The following is a 691-nucleotide window of genomic DNA, read 5'->3' as shown; positions in this document are numbered from 1 at the left end:
CACGGTCTAATTCGTCGGCAGCGTCAGATGGGTATAAGAGACAGCATCGACGACATCGACCTGTCGCTGGCATGGCCGTCGATCTCGCGCACCTTCGCGGCGACCGGTCAGTTCGACTTCCGCGGCGAACGCCTCGACGGCTCGATCACCGTGGCCGACTTCATCGCGGCGCTGCGCGGCGACACCTCGGGCATCAAGCTGCGGCTCGCCGGCGCGCCGATGAAGATCGCGTTCGACGGCACCATCACCAACAAGACCAGCCTGTCGCTGATCGGCACGGTGAGCGCCGACAGCGCCTCGCTGCGCAACGCGCTGCGCTGGGCCGGACAGGAGCCTCCGGGCACCGGCGGCTTCGGCCGCTTCGCACTGAAGGCCCGCGCCAATCTGGTCGGCTCCTCGATCGCACTCACCAACGTCAACGTCGAGCTCGACAAGAACGTTGCCGAAGGCGTGATGACTTACAGCATCGCCGGCGGCCATCAGGGCCTGCAGGCGACGCTCGCCGCGGGCAGCATCGACGTCACGCCGTATCTGTCGACGATCCGGCTGCTGGCCAGCGGTGCGCGCGACTGGAACCGGCAGTTATTCGATCTGTCGTCGGCCGATCCGGTCGATCTCGACATGCGGCTATCGGCCGCGAAAGTCTCGATCGGCAGCACCACGCTCGGCCGCACCGCGATCAGCGCCAATC

General features: G+C 66.9%; 1 protein-coding gene. It reads left to right on the top strand.

Annotated elements, in window-relative coordinates:
- Positions 1 to 27: 27 nt before the first annotated feature.
- A partial coding sequence (locus DYI24_RS28855) for an AsmA family protein (protein ID WP_502706395.1) occupies positions 28 to 691 on the top strand: 664 nt, incomplete at its 3' end.

Origin of the sequence: Rhodopseudomonas sp. BR0C11, assembly GCF_010820945.1 — a bacterium.
Classification (GTDB): Bacteria; Pseudomonadota; Alphaproteobacteria; order Rhizobiales; family Xanthobacteraceae; genus Rhodopseudomonas; species Rhodopseudomonas palustris_H.
Note: the sequence above shows the minus strand (reverse complement) of the source record. Positions and strands in the feature narration are given on the sequence as shown.